Origin of the sequence: Vibrio sp. LaRot3 (assembly GCF_027587025.1) — a bacterium.
In the GTDB taxonomy this organism is placed as follows: domain Bacteria; phylum Pseudomonadota; class Gammaproteobacteria; order Enterobacterales; family Vibrionaceae; genus Vibrio.
This window is the reverse complement of the sequence record NZ_JAPPTI010000012.1, coordinates 51,359-71,124: the sequence shown is the minus strand read 5'-3', so window position 1 is coordinate 71,124 and position 19,766 is coordinate 51,359. Positions and strand designations below refer to the sequence as shown.

Annotated in this window: 21 protein-coding genes; 10 read left to right on the top strand and 11 right to left on the bottom strand. The window is 44.8% G+C overall.

The window, feature by feature from the left end:
- The first annotated feature begins 107 nt into the window (after positions 1 to 107).
- Positions 108 to 401: a hypothetical protein gene (locus OH461_RS17410; RefSeq protein ID WP_270021824.1), complete on the top strand. Its 294-nt coding sequence runs from the start codon at positions 108 to 110 to the stop codon at positions 399 to 401.
- Here the strand turns inward: OH461_RS17410 and OH461_RS17405 are convergent.
- Positions 382 to 1,563, bottom strand: coding sequence for a GGDEF domain-containing protein (locus OH461_RS17405; RefSeq protein ID WP_270021823.1), 1,182 nt, complete (start codon positions 1,561 to 1,563; stop codon positions 382 to 384). The two genes, OH461_RS17410 and OH461_RS17405, sit on opposite strands and share 20 nt — an antisense overlap.
- Before the next feature lie 202 nt (positions 1,564 to 1,765).
- Positions 1,766 to 2,683, bottom strand: a complete 918-nt coding sequence (locus tag OH461_RS17400; protein WP_270021822.1) for a LysR substrate-binding domain-containing protein — start codon at positions 2,681 to 2,683, stop codon at positions 1,766 to 1,768.
- A 101-nt stretch (positions 2,684 to 2,784) separates the two neighbouring features.
- On the opposite strand from OH461_RS17400, the gene OH461_RS17395 reads away from it, so the two are divergent.
- Positions 2,785 to 3,693, top strand: coding sequence for a DMT family transporter (locus tag OH461_RS17395; RefSeq protein ID WP_270021821.1), 909 nt, complete (start codon positions 2,785 to 2,787; stop codon positions 3,691 to 3,693).
- 94 nt (positions 3,694 to 3,787) lie between these two features.
- Here OH461_RS17395 and OH461_RS17390 read toward each other — a convergent pair whose 3' ends face one another.
- Together OH461_RS17390 and OH461_RS17385 are read right to left on the bottom strand one after the other, a co-directional pair.
- A complete protein-coding gene (locus OH461_RS17390; RefSeq protein ID WP_270021820.1) occupies positions 3,788 to 4,855 on the bottom strand; it encodes a DUF3541 domain-containing protein in 1,068 nt (355 codons plus the stop codon).
- 97 nt (positions 4,856 to 4,952) lie between these two features.
- The gene (locus tag OH461_RS17385; protein ID WP_270021819.1) at positions 4,953 to 5,552 is read right to left on the bottom strand and encodes an alpha-ketoglutarate-dependent dioxygenase AlkB family protein; all 600 of its coding nucleotides are present in this window, start codon (positions 5,550 to 5,552) and stop codon (positions 4,953 to 4,955) included.
- A gap of 177 nt (positions 5,553 to 5,729) precedes the next feature.
- On the opposite strand from OH461_RS17385, the gene OH461_RS17380 reads away from it, so the two are divergent.
- The gene (locus OH461_RS17380) at positions 5,730 to 7,097 is read left to right on the top strand and encodes a diguanylate cyclase (RefSeq protein WP_270021818.1); all 1,368 of its coding nucleotides are present in this window, start codon (positions 5,730 to 5,732) and stop codon (positions 7,095 to 7,097) included.
- 277 nt (positions 7,098 to 7,374) lie between these two features.
- On the opposite strand, the gene OH461_RS17375 is transcribed toward OH461_RS17380, so the two are convergent.
- Positions 7,375 to 8,871: a DUF3612 domain-containing protein gene (locus OH461_RS17375; RefSeq protein ID WP_270021817.1), complete on the bottom strand. Its 1,497-nt coding sequence runs from the start codon at positions 8,869 to 8,871 to the stop codon at positions 7,375 to 7,377.
- A gap of 178 nt (positions 8,872 to 9,049) precedes the next feature.
- Between OH461_RS17375 and OH461_RS17370 the strand changes: the two genes are divergently transcribed.
- Positions 9,050 to 9,616: a hypothetical protein gene (locus OH461_RS17370; RefSeq protein WP_270021816.1), complete on the top strand. Its 567-nt coding sequence runs from the start codon at positions 9,050 to 9,052 to the stop codon at positions 9,614 to 9,616.
- Positions 9,617 to 9,665: 49 nt separating this feature from the next.
- On the opposite strand, the gene OH461_RS17365 is transcribed toward OH461_RS17370, so the two are convergent.
- Genes OH461_RS17365 through OH461_RS17350 form a run of 4 tightly spaced genes read right to left on the bottom strand, consistent with a single transcriptional unit; the run spans position 9,666 to position 11,475 of the window.
- Positions 9,666 to 9,914 (bottom strand): Rho-binding antiterminator, encoded by a 249-nt coding sequence (locus OH461_RS17365; RefSeq protein WP_270021815.1) that lies wholly within the window; start codon positions 9,912 to 9,914, stop codon positions 9,666 to 9,668.
- A gap of 4 nt (positions 9,915 to 9,918) precedes the next feature.
- Complete coding sequence (locus tag OH461_RS17360; protein ID WP_270021814.1) at positions 9,919 to 10,320, bottom strand: VOC family protein; 402 nt, start codon at positions 10,318 to 10,320, stop codon at positions 9,919 to 9,921.
- A gap of 22 nt (positions 10,321 to 10,342) precedes the next feature.
- Complete coding sequence (locus OH461_RS17355; RefSeq protein ID WP_270021813.1) at positions 10,343 to 10,939, bottom strand: LysE/ArgO family amino acid transporter; 597 nt, start codon at positions 10,937 to 10,939, stop codon at positions 10,343 to 10,345.
- Positions 10,939 to 11,475 (bottom strand): DUF924 family protein, encoded by a 537-nt coding sequence (locus OH461_RS17350; protein WP_270021812.1) that lies wholly within the window; start codon positions 11,473 to 11,475, stop codon positions 10,939 to 10,941. The genes OH461_RS17355 and OH461_RS17350 overlap by 1 nt, the downstream gene beginning before the upstream one ends.
- A gap of 334 nt (positions 11,476 to 11,809) precedes the next feature.
- Between OH461_RS17350 and arcC the strand changes: the two genes are divergently transcribed.
- Positions 11,810 to 12,739, top strand: coding sequence for a carbamate kinase (arcC, locus tag OH461_RS17345; protein ID WP_270021811.1), 930 nt, complete (start codon positions 11,810 to 11,812; stop codon positions 12,737 to 12,739).
- 180 nt (positions 12,740 to 12,919) lie between these two features.
- Entirely contained in the window at positions 12,920 to 13,201 is a 282-nt protein-coding gene (locus OH461_RS17340) for a hypothetical protein (protein WP_270021810.1), read from the top strand.
- Between the two features lie 44 nt (positions 13,202 to 13,245).
- Here OH461_RS17340 and OH461_RS17335 read toward each other — a convergent pair whose 3' ends face one another.
- A complete protein-coding gene (locus OH461_RS17335) occupies positions 13,246 to 14,661 on the bottom strand; it encodes an aminotransferase-like domain-containing protein (protein ID WP_270021809.1) in 1,416 nt (471 codons plus the stop codon).
- A gap of 105 nt (positions 14,662 to 14,766) precedes the next feature.
- On the opposite strand from OH461_RS17335, the gene OH461_RS17330 reads away from it, so the two are divergent.
- Entirely contained in the window at positions 14,767 to 15,678 is a 912-nt protein-coding gene (locus OH461_RS17330; RefSeq protein WP_270021833.1) for a DMT family transporter, read from the top strand.
- Between the two features lie 66 nt (positions 15,679 to 15,744).
- On the opposite strand, the gene OH461_RS17325 is transcribed toward OH461_RS17330, so the two are convergent.
- Positions 15,745 to 16,293, bottom strand: coding sequence for an MSHA operon transcriptional regulator (locus OH461_RS17325; protein WP_270021808.1), 549 nt, complete (start codon positions 16,291 to 16,293; stop codon positions 15,745 to 15,747).
- Positions 16,294 to 16,768: 475 nt separating this feature from the next.
- Between OH461_RS17325 and rbsD the strand changes: the two genes are divergently transcribed.
- The 3 genes from rbsD to rbsC are packed head-to-tail and all read left to right on the top strand — an operon-like array spanning position 16,769 to position 19,709.
- Positions 16,769 to 17,188, top strand: coding sequence for a D-ribose pyranase (gene rbsD / locus OH461_RS17320; RefSeq protein ID WP_270021807.1), 420 nt, complete (start codon positions 16,769 to 16,771; stop codon positions 17,186 to 17,188).
- Positions 17,189 to 17,220: 32 nt separating this feature from the next.
- Entirely contained in the window at positions 17,221 to 18,726 is a 1,506-nt protein-coding gene (gene rbsA, locus OH461_RS17315; RefSeq protein ID WP_270021806.1) for a ribose ABC transporter ATP-binding protein RbsA, read from the top strand.
- Positions 18,723 to 19,709 carry a ribose ABC transporter permease gene (gene rbsC / locus OH461_RS17310; protein ID WP_270021805.1) on the top strand — a complete coding sequence of 329 codons (987 nt, stop codon included), beginning with the start codon at positions 18,723 to 18,725 and terminating at the stop codon, positions 19,707 to 19,709. The genes rbsA and rbsC overlap by 4 nt, the downstream gene beginning before the upstream one ends.
- The last annotated feature ends 57 nt before the right edge of the window (positions 19,710 to 19,766 follow it).

Sequence of the window (19,766 nt, the reverse complement as noted above, 5' to 3'; positions counted from 1 at the left end):
CGGCTAAACCGATATTTGCTAACGAAATATTCAACAACTGAGCTGGTGTGATTGGCTATACTGATAGTAATTAATCATGCTTTTTTAGCTAACACACGGAGGTGGCTATGGCTGTTGGACCGAGACCATCGGAACCGATTCCACGTTATGACCCAACGAACGACTTTACTAGCGATCAGCTCCATCGCTTCGGTAAAGTGGCAAATCGTGCGCAACGAGCGAGAGACGAAAAGCTTAAGGAAGAAGAATTTGAAAGGCTGAATTTCGTTGAGCGTGCAAAGCGCAAAGCGATGAAGCCTGTTGTAAAACGAGATAACAAAAATGCGAAATCAGTTCGCTATGCGATCTGGATGATAGTCGCGATGGCCCTCTTACTGTGGCTTATGTACATGACTGGCTAGCTGCACCACCGTTTTTTATCAATCGCACATTATCATTGTTGGATACCGCCAACTCTTTCAGCCCACATTGCTTGCTGTCGCCATAGTACTGAAATTGATTCTTACCATTATGCTTAGCAGCGTACATGGCTTTGTCTGCGCATCGAGTGAGCTCTGGAAGGTTGTTTGCATCTTGCGGGAAAAGCGCGGCACCAACGCTCAACGTAAGATTATTGACTCGATTCAAACTCGAATCGCTATCTTGGAAAAGCAGACAAATACGATTCAAAATGCCATCAAGATCTTGTTTACTGCGCACGTCATACAACAAAATGACAAATTCGTCGCCAGCAAAACGCGCGATGGAGTAATCGTGGGTATTGGTTTTTCGGTTCTTAGTGCGGATATTGTTTTTTAGCCGCTGTGAAAAGTGCTGCAACACTTGATCGCCCACGTCATGGCCGAATGTGTCGTTAATTTCCTTAAAGTCGTCAATGTCTAAAAACACCAAAGCGGTGGTAGTCGAGCGGTGGCTGACCTCAGCAAGTTTTTGTGTTGCCCACTGCTCGAAGCTCCAGCGATTGGCCAGCCCGGTTAATTGGTCAAGGTAGGCGAGATCTTCTATCCCTTCTTTATAAAGAGATTGTATGTAGTTGACCATTTTCGAGTAATAGAATGAGGCAGTATTACAAATCACGCATATCGTCACTAGGCTGAGCAAAAATCGCTCTTGGAAAGGTTGAGAGTGGTTAAACAGAGCGTCAGTAAAGAGTGTCGCAGCCAGTGTTAACATACAAAATACGCAGCTAAATAGTAATCCAACGCGGAACTCATTAATTAGGATAACCCCTGCCATAATTGGGAATATCCACATCAGTCGATCGGAAAATTGCTCACTATAGAGAAGGAGCATCAGCCCTTGAAACATTAACACTCCGGTTAGCACTAAATCCGAGTAGTTGAGGCAACGATGTTTGTTGAGGTGCCATAAATTCGCGGCGAGGATGATTGCACATATAATATTAATGACAGCGAAGTTAGGTTGCTGATTGATGACATGCACCACGCTGTAGCCCAGTAATATGATCAACGACAGCGTTGAACAAAGAAGCACTAGTTTACATTTACGTGTGGATCGAATATCCGCCATTTCCTCCAAATGACGACCGACAAAATTGCTCATGCCTTATATGTCCTTATGTGCATAGGTAAGGCTAAGTCTAGGTGAAAATTCTGTGCTTGAAACTGAACTCAGTAAATATAGTGTGAGTTAAATCATAGTTTTGCATGTATCTTTGTTTATGGCCAACTTAGGTTTGGATTAGGGTCGAAAATCTCAAATATCGTATTTGACGAATCGTAGTCTCATCCAATCACCCATTAGTTTATAGCGGGGCTTTTGAGGTTTGCGTCTCGTTACCACGAAACTCTTGCCGCAGCCAACTGCGCAGTAAAAGAATATTCTCGTTTTTCAGAGAGTCGCTCTGTACGGCAAAGTAGTAACTTTGATAAGGGTTGATGATTGTTTTCCCTACCTCAACCAATAACCCTTGCTGAACTTCTTGATTGATAAACAATCGATGGGTAACCAATACGCCCAGTTGTCTAATGGCCGCTTGCACCGCTTGAATGGATGCACTGAAGCTCAGGTTGTCGGTGGCTTTTGGTAACGCTGTGTTATGAGCCTCACACCAAAGCTTCCAGTCATGTTTACGCTTATCATTGGTTGCGTAAATTGCGGCGTAACGCTGCACTAGCTCTTGTGGTGAGTTGACCTGCTTGGCCAGTTGCGGCGCGCACACCATCACCAATTCATCCGGTGCAAGTTCTTCGCAGTAATAGTCTTGCCAATCCTGCGTGTCACCATGAATCAGGGCGACATCTATCCCTTCTTGTTGCATTGAAAATGGCCCTGCTAAATTGGATAAGCGAATGTCGAGCTGTGGTGCAAACTGGTTAAAGCGATGCAGTTGCGGGATCCACCAGTGCATCGCTAAAGAGTTGACCATATTGAGTGTGATCATGTGGCTAGATTGGGTGGTTTGCATTTGTTGTGTCGCAGTAACAATTGCCTCAAGGTGAGGGGCGATTTGTTTGTAGTATTTTCGACCTGTGGCATTGAGGATGACGCGTCGCCCTTGCCTTTGAAATAGCGTATGACCTAACAGAGTTTCTAATGATTTTATCGCTTGGCTAACGGCTGAGTGGCTAACATAGAGCTGCTGGGCTGCTTGGGTCATGCTGCCTGTTTCCGCAACTGCGATAAAGGAATATAGATGATTGAGAGGCGCGAGTTTCTTCATAAGATGACCTGTTAGTAAAACTTACAATAAGTGTAATTATTACTCGTTATTTATTCTGTGCTGAGAATCGTAAAATAGCGGTGTTGTAAGGGAGGTGAATCATGCCGCGCCATTTGTACCCAATGTTGTTTATGTTGATCTCAACTTTCAGCTTATCGCTGACGGGATTAACGACTAAATTTCTCGCTCAATCGATAGATTCTAATCTATTAACTTTATTAAGATTTCTAGTTCCAGCCATGATTTTGTGGTTGTTTTTTCTTGGCGTAAAAGCGCGAGTTCCAGAGCGAGCTTTATTACGGCCGTTGTGGGTTCGAGCATTCTGTATTAGTGCTAGCCAAGTATGCTTTATTTATTCACTCAATCATCTAACGTTGGTGGAAAGTATGGTGCTATTTGGCACTGGTCCTCTGTTTATCCCCTTGTTAGAAAAGCTGATTTTTGGTGTCAGTTTTCACTATTCAACCCTAGCTGGTTTGTTGCTTACGTTTGCGGGGGTAGTGTTGTTAGCTGCCAATGGCGACGAGTGGGTGATGCGCCCTGCATTGTTAGTGGGTTTGGCATCAGGTTTGTTTAATGCGGGATCGCAACTGAGCCTGTATCGTGCTAGCAAAAGCAGCTTAAATGCATTTGAGATTAACTTTTGGACGTTTTCCATTGCAGCATTATTTGCATTGCCGTTGGTTGTTATCACTGGAGCGGGTGGGGCTCCATTAATGACTACAGAGGTGAACGCGTATTGGCTAGTCATGCTAGTGGTTGTCATGTCATTGCTGATCATTACCACTCAAGTGAATCGCTCTAAGGCCTACCGTTTAGCTCAGTCCGGTTCTCAGCTCGCGCCATTAATTTTTACCAACGTGTTGTTTAGCGCCATTTGGCAGGGACTGTTTTTTGATGTCACTTTTACCGAGCATCAGCTATTAGGGTTAGTGCTGATTGTGGCAGCGAGCTCGCTCAATATTCTGTTACCCCGTTGCTTAGCTTATTTACAGTTAAGGCACAGCTAGGTGATGACTCTTCAATGATAAATGTAAACGCCCTAGGCAATTAGATCTTTGCATAGGGCGTTGTTGGGTCTTGGCGTGTTGAATGACTTAGTGTTTATTTCGCGATCAATCCATAAGGTAAGCCTTTAAACACTTTTGGTTGGTTGGCGATGGTTGGCCCTTGGTTAACTTGCTGCCAGTCGAGCAACATGATCGCCAGTACATTGCGATGTTCACCATGGCTAAGGTCAAAGTCGCCGCTGACGGAAGGAATCATACCTTTCTCTTTGCTTATAGACTTTGCGATGGCTGCGCGGGTTTTTTCTACCACGGGATCGTCTTCAAGCCCTGCAAGTAAAAAGCTGATACCGACTTCAGCGATGACATCTTCTTTGGCACGCAACAAAATGGTATCGATATTGGCGCGGAAATAGTCATAGATCCATTGATGCTGTTTCTCACTCACTTGGCGCTGATAATACTCGGAGTCGGCGAAGATGATGTGAGTCATGCCGTAGATTTTATTGCCAAATTGCTGCGTTGAAAGTTTGCTGTCTTTGGCATCAGGATAGGTCTTACGAAACGCAGTGATAAATGGCTCAATCACATTTTGCTCTCCAAGTTGTTCTAGCCAGAACACTTGGTTTGCTAATTGCGCGGCCCACGCGCGGATCATCTCTGGATCTGTGGCATAGCGAGCAAAGTCGTAACGACGAATCACTTGGCGCAATTTGTCATCTTGGCGGTGTTTTAACCCATACTCGTCAGCGCGAGCCATTGAGCCCAATAGAGCAACACCTAAGTAGAGATATTCTGGGTTATGTTTGGTGACGTTATAGCGTCTTAGGCTGCGTTCGTCTGTTTCACCTACGTAGTTAGCCAATCGCTTTTCAGAGTAAAGGTAAATTTGCTCTGGCGTATTCACCTCAGCCGCGAAATGATTTAAGCGGCTCGCGACGCGTGCTAAATCACTCCAAATGGCTGCCGTGTATTTCGGATCTTGAGTTTGACGGTAGAGGCGCAAGCCATAATGCCCCTCTTTAAATGCAGATAAGGTGTAGAGCTTGCTCTCGTAAGTATGCTTTAGAGTATCTGCAGCCGTTTGATATTGGTTGTTGGATTGAGCAAAAACGCTACTCACAACACTAAGGCTGAGGAGTAGAGTTAAAATTGTGCGAAGCATTGATTATCCCTAACAGTGCAATTGAGTCGGTGAACATATCAAATATAAACAGGGCTAATGTAAAGCCATGGTCATATTCGCGTTAAAGTATCTAAGTCTATTCAATTAACCTAAACGTGAGGTTGATTCTCGGTGTACTTACCCGTGTGGTTTTTGGCAGTGCATGTTTCCAAAAGTGTTGTGTCTCACCTGCCATCACCAACAAACTGCCGCTACTCAGCTGATACGTTATTTTTTCGTTGGTCTCATTGTGTTTGAGAACAAACTTCCTTTCAGCGCCCAAGCTTAACGAGGCAATCACGGGATTACGGCCAAGTTCCGGTTCATTATCTTGATGCCACCCCATTGAATCTTGCCCATTTCGATACAAATTGATCAACACAGAGTTAAAGCGGCTTTGGCAAACTTGCTCGCAACGTTGTTGTATTGGCGAGAGAAATTCGGGTATCGGTGCAGGAGAAAGCTTCAACCCAGAGTATTGATAAGATTTTTCTCCAAACCATGCTTGCAGCCTTGGTTGAAGCATCTCTTTGCCGAACATTTTGATTGAAAGTTGTTGCCAGTGTAATTGATGCAAAAGTTGCTCATAGAGTTGCTCTGCATTGGTTGGCATTAAAAATGCTCGTTCAAACAATAACTGGCCTTGAGTGATCGTTTGCCATTTAGGTTGAGTAGAGAGTGGGGTGACGTCACACATGTATCAATATTATCAGTATTTGCCACTTTTAGGCGGTGAATTTTCCCTACAACTATTATAGTTTGTAGTAATTGATAAAAATATAAGTTCGTAATAAACGAACGAATTATAGGCCAGCGATTGATTGGCACTACGTACCACAAGAGTACGTTTTAGGTTTGTTATAAGGGGAAGTCTATGAGGTTTGACCGAGGTAATCATTGGTCGTTTTATTTGTTTTTTGTTTGCCTCATTTGTATTGCAGTCGGTGGCGTGGAGCTGCTTCATAGCTATCAATTGAGACATTTACGTGGCATAGAGCAACAGAATGCAAAAGAGGAGTTATCGGTTGTTCGTTCTAGACTAGAATCTTTGATTGTCTCAGATATTTACGTTGTAAACAGTTTGTCGACGCTGGTGGCGGCAAACCCTGAGGTCGATTTGTTTGAATGGAATAAGTTAGCGACCAACATTATTCAGCGCAGTACACACATCAATGTCGTTGGGTTAGCCCCTGATGATGTCGTTAAACACATTTACCCATTGAAAGGCAATGAACGAGTGCTTGGTTTGGATTATCGAACTGTGCCTAAGCAATGGCGTTCTATTCAAAAAGCTCGTGAAATTGAAGAAACATTAATTTCTGGCCCCGTCGAACTGGTTCAAGGTGGAAAAGCGTTTGTTGCACGCGTGCCTATCTTTACCGATCCTCCATTCAATCAACATTATTGGGGGGTATGCAGCGTGGTGATTGGGTTAAAGAGCCTGTTTCAAGATGCGGGTATTTACAGCTTGACTCATAAGTATCACATCGCCATTCGAGGGACTGACAGCAAAGGTGAATCAGGAGAGGTGTTTTTTGGTAAGCAATCTACCTTTGATGATGCCTTCTCCACCGAGCATGTTCATTTTCCATACGGTGATTGGATGATTTCAATTGCTGCAAAAGAAAACCTATTAGCCGATGTACCTGCTTATCAGCGCCATGGTGCGCGCGTTTTAGGCTACGGCGCTCTGTTCATCTTATTAAGCGCGTTCTTCGCGATTTTTAGTCTGTATCGACGTGCGAATAAGCGTGCGCTGCATGACGAGCTGACAGGGTTACCGAACCGACGCTACTTCATGTTTACGTTACGCCATCAATTTGAGATGGCGGCTAAATCAAATGGCGTAGATAGTTTTGCTTTGCTGAATATAGATTTGGATAAGTTTAAGGCGATTAACGATAACTTTGGTCATAGTGCCGGAGATAAAGTGCTGCAATCTATCGCGAAGCGGATTCAAGGTGCATTAAGAGCTTCTGACGTCGTCGCTCGAATCGGAGGCGATGAATTTTTGGTTCTGCTGCCTCGCGTATCAAAAGCGGATGATGTAGATGCCATCTGCGTTGAGGTCGAGAAGGCGCTTAGCCACACGCCCGTGATTTACGAACAGCAGTTGATCAATTTGCGGGTAAGTGTCGGTTACGCATTGTACAAAGTGGAATTTAGCGACGTTGAAGAAATGCTGCGTGTTGCAGATGCGCGGATGTATGAGGTGAAGAAGAGTCATACACTTAAGTTCTGATTTTGCATAATGCGAATTTGCTATTCGCAATATGCATTGATTTCGCAACTTAAGAATGCTCTATGCACTAGGTTTTTGTGAAATTGATGATTAATTCACCGTATTTGTACGATTTAGGCGTTTTTAAAAGTTGGCACGCTACATGCTATATAGATATTGACCCTTATTAAGCCGAGGGTCACCTAGCCAACTGACGTTGTTAGTGAACCTTATTATTGTTCACATTCATACATAGCCAATCACAAGTATTGTGGTTGGTTTTTTTTTATCTCAACGTTTACTCAGTCATTCGTGAACACACTGCTCCTGTGGGGCAAATCATTTGTGCAGGCGAATGAATACCACGCTCAACCCAATTGATATTGAGTATTTTAGCGATCGTCGTCAGCTCTTTTTGAATGTTGCGCGGAATCACAGCACTGCCATCATTTGCTACGCACAAGGCTTTTAGCTCCTGCGCTATGGTTGCAGAGTGCCCACCTTGAGCATCTATCGCTGGGTTAAGGTCGATGCCCGCACACAACACTCTATGGTTACCTGCAGGGTCTGTAACATTAATGGACTCACAGCAATAAATACGCGGCTCATTGGCAACGTGCAAAATAGAAATTTGCGCAGTGCTGCCGATCTGAGGCTCTGAAAGGCGTCTGAATACCGCCCAATGCTGACAAGGGTTTTGAACTTTGCGCATGTTGCCCCAAGGTAGTGGGATACCATTACCACGATAAACTGCTTTGAGTTTGTTTTGACCATAAGCATCAAAGTAGTGCCAGTGTGGGTATGGTGACACTACCGTCATGCGTCGCATCGCAACAGAAGGCGAAACCCCTGCTTTTTGGTGCACATCAATCTCATAGCCATTGCGATCTAACAATTGGCGAAATGGCACTTTAGGGCAGAGTAAAGCGCCCGCAAAAAAGCTCGATTCGAAATCGCGCCATGCTTGTAGAATGTGCTTAGAGTTGAGTTCAGCACAAGGTGCTTCGTGCGGGTTTTCTTCCCATGTATTGGCATGGCCAACAGACAGAACGCCTTTTAGCCCTTCTTTGCTGTGTAACACGCAGTGGCCAATATAAACGGCCAAATCGTATTTTAGCCGCGTTGGGTATTCTTTGAGTAATTCGTTAAGGTAGATGCTTCCTGGTGGCTCAAAAAAGGAGGTCACCACCTGTTTGGCATTTACTCCTAACTCATCCACAACGTCTTTCGGCGCTTCTGAGACCCAACGGATCGTTAGCCCCATGCTTCGCGCGATATCCATCAAATCTTGAGTGGAGAGGTTGAGTCGTTTTAACCCGACTTCTTCGGCTGCGCGTTCTAGATCGGGGAAATGGTTTTGATGACTTTCTTGGTGAGCACGAATCAGCAGATGAGCAAATTGGCGTCCAGTAATGCCTGTCTGTGACAGCATTTCAGGGATAGCGATTTGCAGAATCTCTTTGGAGAACAGAAAGCTTGGCTCCAACGCCATACCGCTGATGCCACCACGATTGCCTTTGTCTGGCGTAATGTCTTGCTGCGCGGGTTCATCATCTAAGAACCACGCCGGATCTTTTTGGAAGACTTCCGCGATCACTTCCAACATATCAATGCTAGGAACTCGTTTACCTCGTTCAATCATGGATAGGTAAGAAACGCTCGGTGCGTACTCGGGGTTAACTCTAATGCAGCGAGCAGAGAGATCTTCCATGGTTAAATGGTTACGTTTTCGTAGGTTACGAATCTTGGTGCCCAAAAAATGGGACTGACGTATTAAGCTTTTTGACAGAGACATTTTGTAAAATTCACATTGTAAAATTTTTGTTGTGAAATTGTAGTCAAAAATTCGCTAGTCTACAAAGTAAGCAAGTTCACAAATTTGTCACTAAACAGAAATGACGGTTTCATGAACGGCGAAAGAAGTAATCAAACGGAATAATTTAGTTGTGTGCTTTATCCACGAGGGAAAGACTATGAATATGCTGACAATCGATAATAACGACATCCAAAACAATACAACTCCATTTATCGCTGAAGCAGTCTTTGCCGTGGAAGCGATTGACGCAAGTGAAGCGATGGAAAAACAAATGCGCTCTAAGCAGTTGTTAGATAGCTTGTTTCCATTAGAAAACGGTTCTCATACTGAAGTAACCGCTTACGTAATTGACTACCGCCATGTAATGGCTTATTTCAAAGATGGCAGCCACAGTGGTTTGAAATGCAATAAACACTTTGTGGCTTATACCGGCGAGAAAGAACAACCGCAGTCTATTTTGTTTAGAGATGGCAACGGCAGTCACTTTGAGTTGACCCTAGCGTGCTGCAAAGGCACAGGTTGTGTAGAGTTGATGGACATTGAAGATATTCAAATGGAAACTTGTACCTTGTTCCCACAAGCGGAGAGTATTTCAGCAATGCGTCATTGGATCAGTCTAGTGAAAGGGGACGTAAAAGGGCGCCCAAGTGCTTGCAGCGAAGATAAAGAGTTCACCGCAAAGAACGGTGACGACTACTGCCTAGATTGCTGCTATAAAATTTAACTACATAACGTTTAACGCCTGCGCAAATCCGGTCAATTGGCCGGATTTTTTATTGCTGGAAGTCGATATGGTTGAAATGTGGGTTGGTCGTTAAAGCGGTCATGCTTGCCAATGTGTTGGTTGGGATTTGCGTTAAAACGTCAGCATTGTTCAAAATGATCACTTCTTGTCTGTGCTCGTCATATCCGGTATCAAACGCGGTACCTTCAACGACACTTCCATCGGTGAGAGTGAGTTTTAGAGGTAATTTGTACAAACAAGCGATTTCGACGTAATCGTATTGGCTACAACTGATCATGCTTTCATTTCCTTGGTTTTAGTTCGACCACATTACCTTCTGGGTCATCAATATAAATAGATTCGCCAAAGCCTTGAGCACCATATCGCTCCGCAGGGGGCGAAAAGCTAATTTGGTGCTCTGTCAGCCACGCTAATAAGTGTTGTGCATCAACCGGTTCTATTTGTAGGCAAAAATGATCGAGATTGCGGCCATTTTGAGTTGGCGCCTTACCGCCTAGTTTACCCAGTTCACTCTCCACCTCAACGATATCAATGAGGCAATTCCCCGCTCTTAATTGGGTAAGGCCAAGCTCGGGCAGGGTACGCTCAATAGGGCAGCGTAAATGCTCACAGTAAAAGTGCAACATGGCTGGCAGTTTGGTGGTTCGCAATACGATATGGTCTAGCCCAACAATGGTTAGCATTCTTCCTTCCTTAGCAGCCCAACTACTTAATTAAGCTATAAGCCAAGCTCAACATGATGATCCCCATGATACTGTCAACGATGACCCACGCTTTGGCATGTCTAAATATGGGGGCAAGTAAACGTGCACCGTAGCCGAGAGCAAAAAAGAATAAGAACGATCCGCTAATAGCACCTAAAGCAAAGTTTAGCTTAGTCGCCTCATATTGGGTTGAGACTGAACCAAGCAGTACGACGGTGTCGAGATAGACGTGCGGATTAAGCCAAGTGAACGCAAGGCATAGGCTAAGTGTTTTCGATAAACTTGCTTTACTATCGCCTTGTGGAGTGAGTTGGTGTTTTCGCTGCCAAGCAGAATAGAGATTGCTCAATCCGTAAAACAGCAAAAACAGCGCACCGCCGTAGCGGGCGAATGTTTCAATTTGCGGATATTGGCTGACGAGTAGTCCAAAACCAGCAACACCAGCAGAGATGAGTAGCGCATCGGAAAAGGCACACACAAAGCAGACCCAAAATACATGATGTCGCTGAATGCCCTGCTTTAAAACAAAGGCGTTTTGCGCGCCAATGGCAACAATCAAAGAGAGCCCGAGCGCCAACCCTGCAAAGTAGCTTGTCATTAGAAGCTTGAGCCCGGCTGCGAGAGGAACTCTATTTCTTCAGCGCTGCTTGTTCGGTTTAAGATTTGGTTGCGATGCGGGTAGCGGCCAAAGCGATCAATGATGACTTTGTGTTTTAGCTCGAACTCGTAGTTGTTCTCTAATCCGGGTTGGTTAAACAACTGTACCGCTTGTTGGTGAATCAGTTTTGATTCGCTGTGCATGAAGGGCATATAGAGAAAACTTTTTTCTATATCAGACAGCGATTCATCCATACCAAGTGCAACGGCCTCTTGTGCGAGTGCTAATGCGAGTGGATCTTGGCAGAAGGCTTTTGGGGTGTTGCGATAGATATTACGAGAAAATTGATCGAGCACGATGATCTCTGCCAATCGGCCTTGAGCGCTGCTTCGCCAACTGAAAAGTTCGGCGGCTGCCGCTTGTGTTAATAGGTTAGAAAAACGCTCAGTAATGATAGCGTCAACGTCATCACTGGCGACAAACCAATCCTTGCTTTCTAGTTCCTTAAACCAAAAATCGAGAACTTGCTGTGGCATATGGCCTCCTTGCCTTGCATAACATGGGCATATTTATCTCTTGCAGCACATCAATATAGCCTAGTTTGTGAGTTTGTTTAAACTGTTCGCAAAAAGCTCAATTTTTTGTATTCATTGTATGGCAACGAATATGCACTTTATTCGCAATTCTACGAGCAAAAAAACAGCTAATGAGCGCCTTTTCCATGTTCTGTGAAATATTAGTCATAGTGAATATTGTTGGATAAAAATCCATGTTTATTCATCCAGTTATACTATGATAACGCTCACTAAAATGCGCCGACTAACTCACTATTCTTACCCCCGACAAAATAATAATCAAAAGGGCAGAATTATGCGTATTGTTTTAGCTTTAGGTGGTAATGCTTTGCTTGCTCGTGGACAAGCTCTTACCGCAGAGAACCAACGTGAAAACATCCAAAAGGCAGCGGCAAGTATTGCTGCTATCGCGAAAGAACACGAAATCGTTATTGTGCACGGCAATGGCCCTCAAGTAGGTCTATTGATGGAGCAAAATGCGGCTTACCAAGAAGTGTCTCCACAAACCACACCTTACCCAATGGACGTATTGGGCTCAGAAACTTGTGGTATGGTCGGTTACATGCTTCAACAAGAGCTTCGTAACGAAGACCAAAGCCTAGATATTGCGACTCTAGTAACACAGACTCTTGTTGATGAGTCAGATCCAGCGTTTGCTAACCCAACGAAATTTGTTGGCCCTGTGTACACAGAAGCGCGTGCAAAAGAGATGATGGCAGCGAGCGATAAAGTGTTTAAAGCCGATGGCGAATACTACCGTCGCGTAGTACCTTCACCAAAACCAAATGACATTGTTGAAATCAAGCAAATTGAAACCTTGCTTGGCGCAGGCAATATCGTTATCGCTTGTGGTGGTGGCGGTGTTCCTGTTGCTAACCGTGATGGCAAAGGCGTGGGTGTTGAGTGTGTGATCGACAAAGATTTAACGGCTGAGCTACTTGCTGAAAAAATCAATGCAGACCTATTTGTTATCTTAACGGATGGCTCTATCTACCGTAACTACGGTAAGCCAGACCAAGCAGAAATGAAGGTAGCAACACCAAAAGGCCTGTCTGAGTTTAACTTCCCTGCGGGTTCAATGGGTCCAAAAGTGGAAGCGGTATGTCGCTTTGTTGAAGCGAAAGGTTCTCACGCTGCGATTGGTTCATTATTTGAACTAGATCGTGTGATCACCAATGAAGCAGGCACATTAATTAAACAAGGCGAAGGTATCGAATACTACTAACTCAGTTAGGCGTATGCCTCTGACTTGTTAATATTTTTCTTTGCAGTGCCCGAAAGGGCAAACCTAAAGCCCACTTAGATTCCCGATTCTAAGTGGGCTTTCTTGTGATTATCAGTTTGCAAATCCTAATTCTGTTCATATAATTCGTCGCCCATAATAGATGTGCTTGAACGTTTCTAAATGAGCAGAAAACCCGATCGAACCACCGCGATGAAACAGTTGATCGCAGAAGTGATTAATGAGCTACCTCTTTACGAGCCAGAGTCCTTTATTTGCGGCAGCAAAGGCAGTTGTGTGGGTTGTCCTAAAAAGCTACTCGAAATGGTTGATGGAGAACTGAGTTATTGGCAAAGCGCAATGGAGCGGGGCATTGTTCCTCAGTTCGATGAGATTCGTCGCTTTGGCAAAATGTGTAACAGTGTGCGTCGCGGCCTAGACCGAAACAATTTGCTGTCAGCGTAGTTATCTGTCAGCGTTGTTCTCTGCTAGTCATCATTCCCAATCCGTTATTGGCAATGGGCGGCGATTTTCGCCGCCAATGCTTGAATGCCTTGCCGCCATTTGGGCGTATCTTCAAAATTAGCGCTACTAAGGCGGATACATTGATTAAACCTATCATCCGTTGCGAATACTTTGCCCGGTAGTAGGCTAATATTCTCCCGCTTACATTCTAGATAAAGTGCGTAGCTGTCTTTGAGCTTAGAAGAGCTAAACCAAGTTAAGAACGCCCCTTGCGGCTGAGATATATGGTATTGATCTTTTAAGTGCGGATATTGTTTTAACGCGTCATTAAGTAGCGTAATCAGCTGTTTCGTGTTTGATTGATAGAGTCGGCGCATTTTATTGATGTGCGGACGATACTTCCCCGATTGTAAAAAGCAGCTCAAGGCCGATTGCATCAGATTCAGGCTGCCCATGTTGTCACACAATAATTGCTTTTCTATTTCGGCTCGATAGCGGCCTGAGATAACCCAACCCACTCGCAGGCGCGAGTCTAACGTTTTAGAAAATGAGTTTACGTAGATCACTCGTTGTTTGTCATCTAATTGATAGAGTGACGGTAACCCCTCATCGTATGACAGTTCGCCAAATACATCGTCTTCAATGATTGGAATGTCTCCTGATACATCCAAGATACTCTGGCGTTGAATCAGCGGAACACGCGCTCCGGTCGGATTGCAAAAGTTGGGGGTGATCAAGATGGCGGAGATTGGCCAAAGTTGAATGGCTTCGGCGAGCGCATTCGGATTAATGCCATGTTTTACACAGCCAGAAACCTCAACCACTTTTAAGCCGAGTGACTCCATCAGCAGTAGGTTGCCAAAGTAACAAGGGGACTCAACAGCAACGATGTCTCCCGGTTTGGTGATTGCTCTTAGCGCTAAACTGATGGCTTGCTGCGCGCCATGGGTAATGGCGATGTCCTCTGCGCGAGCGTTGACATTCATCTCATGACAAATACGAGCGACTTGCTGGATCAAGGTTTCATGGCCGGGAGGCAGTTGATAGTTGCTTGGAATTTGACTTTGCAAGCGACTATGGCGGCCAATTTCAGCATACAAACTGCGAATTGCAGGCGCATCGGTTCTTGGGTGTGCGGAGCCCGCGGGCAGGTGCGCTTTATGATTAATGGGGCTGAGTATTTCTTTACAGATCGCCAGCATATCGACTTCGCTAGGCTGTTGTTTTGAGGTGGTTTGGCTTAACGGCGCTTTGACTCGATAGCCTGATTTAGGGACAGAATAAATCGTACCGAGAGCTTCGAGTTCTTGATAGGCGCGAATGACGGTATTTTTGCCGACGTTGAGCTCAGCACTGAGCTGACGAATAGAGGGTAGCTTGTCATCAATGGCGTATACACCTAGCTCAATGGCTTGTTTTAGATGCTGTTCTACCGAAAGATATTTATTGATGGTGTTCATCGTCGCCCCTCATCTGTACCCATCTAAATAGTCAGTTCTGTATCTTTATCGAAATACTGTACCCAAATAAAGTAACGGAAAGAGTGTAGTTTGTCAGGGAAAATTATGTTGGTTAGGGCGATACCGTTTATTTTTGTTTTGTTATGGGCTTCTGGTTTCGTTGGCGCACGGTTTGGTTTGCAATACGCAGAGCCTGCCACATTACTTTCTTTACGTATGATGTGTAATGTCTTGCTGTTCGCCATTCTATTAGTGGTATTGAGACGTCGGATGCCAACAGGGAAGTTGCTGCTGCATTGCATGGCAGTCGGTCTGCTTATTCATGGCTTTTATCTTGGCGGCACTTACCTAGCCATCGCACTTGGTATGCCTGCAGGGCTAAGTTCACTATTGGTAGGGTTGCAGCCTATTGTCACGGCGCTGATCTTAGTCAGTTTTGCAGCACAAAGATTTACCGCATCGCAGTGGCTCGGTCTCATATTGGGTTTTATTGGAATTACTTGTGTGTTGATCGGCAAAACGGAGTGGCAGTCTGAGCAATACAAAGGATTGGCGATTCTGGCTTCTATGGGCGCACTCATCGGTATCACCATAGGTACGTTATATCAAAAGAAATTTTGTCAGGGTGCGGACATGGTTGGCAGTGCGATGGTGCAGTATTTTGCGGCCGGTTGCCTGTTCTTGCCAGTCGCTTATCGTTTTGAAACCATGCAAATTGATTGGACTATTGAGTTTGCTTTGACCATGGTGTGGTTAGTGGTTGTGCTGTCTTGCGTGGCAATATTGTTGCTGCTGTATATGGTAGAGCATGGCGCTGCCTCAAGTGTCGCATCCGTTTTCTACCTCGTTCCTCCTACTACGGCGATACAAGCATGGCTGTTGTTTGGTGAGTCTTTTGATTGGCTTGGTATTGTCGGTTTTATTTTAGCGGCCATCGCTGTTTATCTGGTCGTTAAAGGCCCATGTTTGACGAATAAGCTGGCGAATATGGCTAGAAAACAATGGGCAAAACCGTAGTGAACCACCCTTTAGAAAACGAAAAGCCGAGCGTGATGCTCGGCTTTATTGTTTTTGAATGCTTCTTTAGAAGCAGGCCTTTTTAACAAAGTAAGGGTTATCGAACTTCTTCTCTGGCCCAATTTCAGACCAAACCAGTTTGTTCCAAAGCTGGCGGTCGAACTCCCCTTTAGGAATGGCAGGGTAGAGGGTCTCGAATTCTTCGAAGGCGAATCTTAAGAACTGTTTCTTCTTAATTTGGTTGTATTTCTTCGCTACTCGATTGTGTTTTCTTATCCACTCGAGCTTAAATTCTTTCAGAGCAGGCTCAGCTTGCTCTAAAGGTAAGCGCGATAGGTAAACACGTTTATACGAGACCTTACGATCTTTCATCGTGCGCATTGCTGTTTGAATGTACTTACCATGATTGGTAATCGAAATATCATCCAGCTCAAATGGCTTAACACACCAGCCAGATGGCAGAAAGTCTTGACGTTTAAATTGCTTGTTACGGACGTCAATAGCATTGTGCAGCACGAGATCTGAAGTGCCATTAAATGTTTGCTGCCATTTACCAATTCGAATTTGAATTGCCGTCGGTAAGCGGTAGATGTTTGTAAACTTATCTTGGTCCATTTTAGTAATAACTCAAAATACGCCAAATAAATCAGAAGTTTGCTTGGCGTTAAATAGATGCAGAATTCAATAAACGATCAGTGACTAAGAAAACAACGCGTAATGAAAAGAAGCGTATTTTCGCTACGGCTTACTTATGCGTTATGAACAATTTCACGTCAAAGTGTAATCATTTTAAGGCTTTGTTCAAGCAATACTTATGAATTTTGAACATTGATTTATGCGGTAGTCTTTAGACAAATCGCATGTTTAATTGAGTGATAAGTCATTAATCGTGATCGAAATCGCTAAATTCCACTCCAAAGCCTAGACAAAAAAGATCGAAATCACACATCTCGTTTTGATGAGATGCAAAGCCATTTTAGTGAGCTATTATCCTCATCGAAACGTTTCGATGATGTTTTTATCAATAAACTAAAACTCCAAGATAGAGACGTTAAAGCAGTAGAAACGTGAACCAAATAAGGTCGATGAGATGAAAAAAAGCACCCTACTAAATTCAGAAATTTCTTACCTAGTGTCGACATTGGGTCATACCGATGAAACCACTGTTTGTGATGCTGGCTTGCCTATCCCTGATGAAGTGCAGCGTATCGATCTCGCGCTTACTCACGGCGTTCCGAGCTTTATTGCAACGGTAAAAGTGATGTTAGATGAAGCGCAATTTGAAGGCGTCATCATGGCTGAAGAGTTTGCTCAAGTGAGCCCTGAGTTGCATCAACAGCTATGCCATTTACTTGAAGAAGAGCAGCAGCGTACTGGCAAAACGATCACGATTAGCTATATCAGCCATGAGCAGTTCAAGCAGCGTACCGCACAGAGTAAAGCGGTGATTCGAACAGGTGAATGCACACCTTATGCGAACGTTATATTCCAATCTGGCGTTGTATTTTAAACGTCAGTTAAGAAACGAATTGAGGATCATTTATGACTCAAGCAATTTTGCAACTCAACGAGATTGAAAAAGCGTTTCCGGGCGTAAAAGCTCTCGATAAAGCGAGCTTGAACGTTTATCCGGGGCGCGTGATGGCGTTGATGGGTGAAAATGGTGCGGGTAAATCTACCTTGATGAAGGTGCTCACCGGCATTCATCCACTTGATGGCGGTACCATTCATTATCAAGGCCAACCTGCTGCCTTCAAAGGCCCAAGAGACTCGCAGCAAGCGGGCATCAGTATTATTCACCAAGAACTCAACCTTATCCCTGAACTGACCATTGCAGAGAACATCTTTATTGGCCGCGAATTTACTGGCGCAATGGGGCGTATTCAATGGGCGAAGATGTATCAGGAAGCGGACAAGTTACTGGCTCGCCTGAACGTGAAACACAGCTCTCAAACGTTACTCGGTGATTTGAGCTTAGGCGAACAGCAAATGGTGGAAATTGCCAAAGCGCTGTCGTTTGAATCTAAAGTCATCATCATGGATGAGCCGACCGATGCGTTAACCGATACTGAAACAGAATCTCTGTTTAAAGTGATTAATGAACTGCGTGAGCAAGGCTGCGGCATTGTTTACATCTCCCACCGTTTGAAAGAGATCTTCGAAATCTGTGATGACATCACCGTGCTGCGTGATGGCAAGTTTATTGGCGAATGCCAAGTCGCTGAAACTAACGAAGATGGCCTGATTGAAATGATGGTAGGCCGTAAGTTGGAAGAACAATACCCGCGTATCGATGTGAAACATGGCGAAACCTGTCTTGAAGTCATTGGTTTAACGGGCTCTGGTGTGCATGACGTAAGTTTTACTCTTAAGCGTGGTGAGATTCTTGGTGTATCAGGTCTGATGGGCGCAGGGCGCACTGAGCTAATGAAGGTTATCTACGGCGCACTACCCAGTGAGCGTGGCGTGATTAACCTCGATAGCAAAACCATTAACCCGGTGAGTCCACAAGATGGCTTAGCCAATGGTATTGCGTACATCTCGGAAGACCGTAAAGGCGATGGCCTAGTGCTTGGCTTATCAGTCAAAGAGAACATGTCACTTTGTGCGTTAGATAAGCTCACCAAAGCAGGTCGTATTCAACACTCTGACGAAGTATTGGCCGTGGATGACTTCATCAAACTGTTCAATATCAAAACGCCAACTCGCGAACAAATTATTGGCAACCTATCCGGTGGTAACCAGCAGAAGGTGGCGATTGCCAAAGGCTTAATGACCAAGCCGAAAGTACTGATTCTCGATGAGCCAACCCGTGGTGTCGACGTCGGTGCTAAGAAAGAAATTTACCAACTGATCAACAAGTTCAAGGCAGAAGGAATGAGCATCATTTTAGTCTCTTCTGAAATGCCAGAAGTATTGGGGATGAGTGACCGCATCATGGTGATGCATGAAGGCCGTATTAGCGGTGAATTTGATGCCAAAGAGGCAGACCAAGAGAAACTACTGGCCTGTGCGGTAGGTAAAAAGATTAATGAGGAAGCAGCATGAGTACCAATACCATGAGCAAACCAACAACCCAAGCAAACAGCAAAAAGTTATTTAGCAAAGAGTGGCTGATTGAGCAAAAGTCTTTAATTGCACTCTTGTTCTTAATTGTTGTTGTTTCATTCTTAAACCCGAACTTTTTTACAGTAGACAACATTCTTAACATCCTGCGTCAAACCTCTGTCAACGCGATCATCGCGGTTGGTATGACACTGGTTATTTTAACCGCAGGCATCGACCTGAGCGTTGGCTCGGTGCTGGCGCTTTGTGGTGCATTTGCCGCAACCATGATTGGTTTAGAAATACCGGTGATGATTGCAGTGCCAACGGCTTTAGTCGCGGGTGCGGCACTTGGTGCGATTAGCGGCATCATCATCGCCAAGGGTAAGGTTCAGGCGTTCATTGCGACTCTAGTGACCATGACTCTACTACGTGGTGTAACCATGGTGTACACCGACGGTCGACCAATTTCTACTGGCTTTACTGACACCGCTGACGCATTCGCTTGGTTTGGTACTGGCTATGCACTTGGTATTCCAGTTCCAGTATGGCTGATGGTGATTGTATTTGCGGCGGCATGGTACTTACTAAACCACACTCGCTTTGGTCGCTATGTTTACGCACTAGGTGGCAACGAATCAGCAACTCGTCTTTCTGGTATTAACGTTGACCGCGTAAAAATCGGTGTGTACGCAATCTGTGGTCTTTTGGCTGCGCTTGCCGGCATCATCATTACTTCTCGCTTATCTTCGGCGCAACCAACCGCAGGTATGGGTTACGAGCTAGATGCGATTGCTGCGGTTGTTCTAGGCGGTACCAGCCTAATGGGCGGTAAAGGTCGAATCATGGGTACGCTGATTGGTGCTCTGATTATTGGCTTCCTGAACAACGCCCTAAACCTACTCGATGTTTCTTCTTACTACCAGATGATTGCAAAAGCAGTGGTGATTCTTCTGGCGGTATTGGTTGATAACAAGAACAAGTAATACAAGCGGCTAGGGAGCTTGAGTGCTCCTTAGCCAGCAAACACACGAATTCACATT

Coding starts and splice junctions, on each gene's coding strand:
- OH461_RS17410 (WP_270021824.1), top strand. CDS start 108: ATGGCTGTTGGACCGAGACCATCGGAACCGATTCCACGTTATGACCCA.
- OH461_RS17405 (WP_270021823.1), bottom strand. CDS start 1,563: ATGAGCAATTTTGTCGGTCGTCATTTGGAGGAAATGGCGGATATTCGA.
- OH461_RS17400 (WP_270021822.1), bottom strand. CDS start 2,683: ATGAAGAAACTCGCGCCTCTCAATCATCTATATTCCTTTATCGCAGTT.
- OH461_RS17395 (WP_270021821.1), top strand. CDS start 2,785: ATGCCGCGCCATTTGTACCCAATGTTGTTTATGTTGATCTCAACTTTC.
- OH461_RS17390 (WP_270021820.1), bottom strand. CDS start 4,855: ATGCTTCGCACAATTTTAACTCTACTCCTCAGCCTTAGTGTTGTGAGT.
- OH461_RS17385 (WP_270021819.1), bottom strand. CDS start 5,552: ATGTGTGACGTCACCCCACTCTCTACTCAACCTAAATGGCAAACGATC.
- OH461_RS17380 (WP_270021818.1), top strand. CDS start 5,730: ATGAGGTTTGACCGAGGTAATCATTGGTCGTTTTATTTGTTTTTTGTT.
- OH461_RS17375 (WP_270021817.1), bottom strand. CDS start 8,871: ATGTCTCTGTCAAAAAGCTTAATACGTCAGTCCCATTTTTTGGGCACC.
- OH461_RS17370 (WP_270021816.1), top strand. CDS start 9,050: ATGAATATGCTGACAATCGATAATAACGACATCCAAAACAATACAACT.
- OH461_RS17365 (WP_270021815.1), bottom strand. CDS start 9,914: ATGATCAGTTGTAGCCAATACGATTACGTCGAAATCGCTTGTTTGTAC.
- OH461_RS17360 (WP_270021814.1), bottom strand. CDS start 10,320: ATGCTAACCATTGTTGGGCTAGACCATATCGTATTGCGAACCACCAAA.
- OH461_RS17355 (WP_270021813.1), bottom strand. CDS start 10,939: ATGACAAGCTACTTTGCAGGGTTGGCGCTCGGGCTCTCTTTGATTGTT.
- OH461_RS17350 (WP_270021812.1), bottom strand. CDS start 11,475: ATGCCACAGCAAGTTCTCGATTTTTGGTTTAAGGAACTAGAAAGCAAG.
- arcC (WP_270021811.1), top strand. CDS start 11,810: ATGCGTATTGTTTTAGCTTTAGGTGGTAATGCTTTGCTTGCTCGTGGA.
- OH461_RS17340 (WP_270021810.1), top strand. CDS start 12,920: ATGAGCAGAAAACCCGATCGAACCACCGCGATGAAACAGTTGATCGCA.
- OH461_RS17335 (WP_270021809.1), bottom strand. CDS start 14,661: ATGAACACCATCAATAAATATCTTTCGGTAGAACAGCATCTAAAACAA.
- OH461_RS17330 (WP_270021833.1), top strand. CDS start 14,767: ATGTTGGTTAGGGCGATACCGTTTATTTTTGTTTTGTTATGGGCTTCT.
- OH461_RS17325 (WP_270021808.1), bottom strand. CDS start 16,293: ATGGACCAAGATAAGTTTACAAACATCTACCGCTTACCGACGGCAATT.
- rbsD (WP_270021807.1), top strand. CDS start 16,769: ATGAAAAAAAGCACCCTACTAAATTCAGAAATTTCTTACCTAGTGTCG.
- rbsA (WP_270021806.1), top strand. CDS start 17,221: ATGACTCAAGCAATTTTGCAACTCAACGAGATTGAAAAAGCGTTTCCG.
- rbsC (WP_270021805.1), top strand. CDS start 18,723: ATGAGTACCAATACCATGAGCAAACCAACAACCCAAGCAAACAGCAAA.